Annotated in this window: 2 protein-coding genes and 1 pseudogene; 2 read left to right on the forward strand and 1 reads right to left on the reverse strand. The window is 74.3% G+C overall.

All coding sequences use genetic code 11. The annotated features are described in order from the left end of the window. Positions 1-15 precede the first annotated feature (15 nt). Complete coding sequence (locus tag PV341_RS44635) at positions 16-855, forward strand: AAC(3) family N-acetyltransferase (RefSeq protein ID WP_500323451.1); 840 nt, start codon at positions 16-18, stop codon at positions 853-855. Here PV341_RS44635 and PV341_RS44640 read toward each other — a convergent pair. Next, positions 848-1963, reverse strand: a complete 1116-nt coding sequence (locus tag PV341_RS44640; RefSeq protein WP_500360974.1) for a hypothetical protein — start codon at positions 1961-1963, stop codon at positions 848-850. The two genes, PV341_RS44635 and PV341_RS44640, sit on opposite strands and share 8 nt — an antisense overlap. A gap of 169 nt (positions 1964-2132) precedes the next feature. Here PV341_RS44640 and PV341_RS44645 point away from each other — a divergent pair. Next, positions 2133-2627, forward strand: a pseudogene (locus tag PV341_RS44645) (large ATP-binding protein); the annotation flags it as partial.

Genomic DNA, 2627 nt, shown 5'->3' on the forward strand with positions numbered 1-2627 from the left:
GGGAAGGGGGACGGGATGGCGGTCGGCTCCACCGAGGTGACGGCTCTGGCGGGATCCCTGACGGCACTCGGCCTGGAAGCGGGCGGGGTCGTCCTGGTGCACGCCTCGCTGCGCGGCGCGGGCGGCACCCGCGCGGGAACGATGCTCGACGCGCTGCTACGGGTGCTGGGACCGCGCGGCACGCTGGTGACGCCCAGTTTCACACCCGAGAACTCCGACTCCTCCTCCGCCCACCGGGCGCGTGTGGCGGGGCTGGACCCGCGGGAGGCCGCCGCCGTGCGGGGCGCGATGCCGCCCTTCGATCCGGCGTCCACACCAGCGCCCGGGATGGGGGTGCTCTCGGAGACCCTGCGCACCGTGGAGGGTGCGGTGCGCAGCGCCCATCCGCAGACCTCCTTCGTGGCGTACGGCCCGGCCGGGGACGCCATCACGGCGGAGCACGGCGCCGACTGCCACCTCGGCGAGCGGTCCCCCTTGGCGGCGCTCTACCGGGCCCGTGCCCGGGTCCTGCTCCTCGGTGTCGGGTTCGACGTGTGCAGCGCGTTCCACCTGGCCGAGTACCGGGTGCCCCGGCCGCCCCTGCGCACCTACCGCTGCGTGGTCGTCAGGGGCGGGCGGCGTTCCTGGTGGAGCTACGAGGACGTGGCCCTGGACGACTCGGACTTCGCCGCCCTGGGCGCGGCGTACGAGGCCGAGGGCACGACCAGGACCGGCACCGTGAGCGGGCTCCGGTGCCGGTTGCTCGACCTGCGGGAGGCCGTCGACTTCGCGGTGCGCTGGATGCCTGTGAACCGGCCGCGACGGGCGGGCACCGGGGCCCGGACCGGTCCCGGTGCCGGGCCCGGGCTCACCTGACGCGGTCGAGGACCCTGCCGGCCCGCAGGAGGTGCAGGTCGTGCCGTACGGCCGCGGGGAGCGCGGCCTCGTCGTACGGCACGCCGTCCAGGAAGTCGCGCAGGCCGACGTCGCCCACGCGCGACATCGTGTACGGCGGAACGGAGTGCCGGGTGAGCACGAGGGGCCCTGGTCCGGCGTGCCCGAGCGCCTCGGCGAAGATCGCGCGCACCCGGTGGAAATGACGTTCCTGGACGCCGCCGATGTCGATGACGCCGACGGCTTCCGCGTCGGAGGGCGTCGTGCCGCCGATTCTTCGCAGCGGCAGCCGGCCGAGGTCGTGCAGCAGCACGTGGGCGGCCGCGTACGCGAGGGTCTGCCGGTCGGAGAGGCTGCCGCCCTTCCCCTGGAGCCGCCGGGCGATCTCCTCGCGGGGCTCCTCCCCGAGCCGGGCGATGGTGTCCTCGATCGGATCCTCGCCCGCGGGCAGGGGGAGGTCGGCGAACAGCCCGTAGTGGCCCGCCATCGGCCCCCGGTCCAGGACGCGGCACAGGTGCTCGGCGAGGAGCCGGCCCTCCTCCGCGACGACCGCGGCGGGCAGGGCGTTGATCCGCGCGCCCAGTTCGCCCACGTAGAGCACCTGCAGGTAGGGCAGCCGGCCCGTGACCGCCTGGACCCGTTCCGCCATGAGCACGGCGGGCAGCACGTAGCTCAGGGCACGCAGCGGCATGCGCACCGACGCACCGAACACCACCCGCAGGGCCGGAGGTCCGTACACGGCGGCCTTGCCCACCACGTCCAGGAGCGGCTCCACTCCCCCCTCCGGCAGCCCGCGGACGTACCCCCGCAGCCGGGCCGTACGGCCGACGACGGCGTCGAGGAGGGCCGGGCGCACCCGGTTGACCACCCCCGCGGCGGCTCCGTACTCCGAGGGCCGGAACCGGGCCAGGCACGAACGGACGTCCGCCTCGGCGAACGGGACCATGGTGTCCTGTCCCATCAGCGGGATTCCGCGCAGGACCGCGGTCAGCAGGTTCTCCTGCCGCTTGCCCAGGCCCGGGGGCGCGGAAGGGGAGGGCGCCGGCCGCGGGCCGGGACGGGAGAGCGTCGCGGGGTCGACCCCACCCATCAATGAGTCGTACATATAAAGTGATAGCCAGTCATACATGTGCTGCGGAACGGGTCATGACGAGACGTCAGCGGATTCTTCCATGATGACGCCAGTGCGGGCGTCCGTGACCGCGCCCGTTCGTACCGGTTCGGACGGGTGGGGGATGAAGAATACGTACACCTACGCCGTGAGTTACCTGCATGGCAGGGACGAGGCCTGGGTGGCGCGCTTCCTGGACGACCTGGACCGGCGGCTGGGCACCTCCCCGGTCCGTTTCGTCAGGGCGGCCACCGACGGCGGCCGGGGCCCGGCCTCGCCCGGGGTGGCGACGGCGGACCGCGTCCTCGTCCTGTGCTCACCGGCCTACTTCAGCGAGGGCCCCGCGGACGCGGACTGGGCGATGCTGGCCCACCGCACGAGCCTGGACCGGGCCCGCGGAGCGGCGGAGAACGGCATCGTGCTGCCCCTGCTCTGGGAACCCGTGCTCCAGCGGATGCCGGCGGTGGTCGCCGAGGCGGACACGTTCACGGCGGGGCAGCCGCCCGAGTACCGGACCCACGGACTCGCGTTGATGACGATGCAGGCCGCGCGCCACCGGGCCGCCCTCGACGAGGTGCTCGGCAACCTCACCCGATGGCTCACCACCGCTCCCCCCACCGGAAGCGGCCCCGCCCCGCAGGAC

Origin of the sequence: Streptomyces sp. PA03-1a, from assembly GCF_033792805.1 — a bacterium.
Taxonomy (GTDB): Bacteria; Actinomycetota; Actinomycetes; order Streptomycetales; family Streptomycetaceae; genus Actinacidiphila.

Coding starts and splice junctions, on each gene's coding strand:
- PV341_RS44635 (WP_500323451.1), top strand. CDS start 16: ATGGCGGTCGGCTCCACCGAGGTGACGGCTCTGGCGGGATCCCTGACG.
- PV341_RS44640 (WP_500360974.1), bottom strand. CDS start 1,963: ATGGGTGGGGTCGACCCCGCGACGCTCTCCCGTCCCGGCCCGCGGCCG.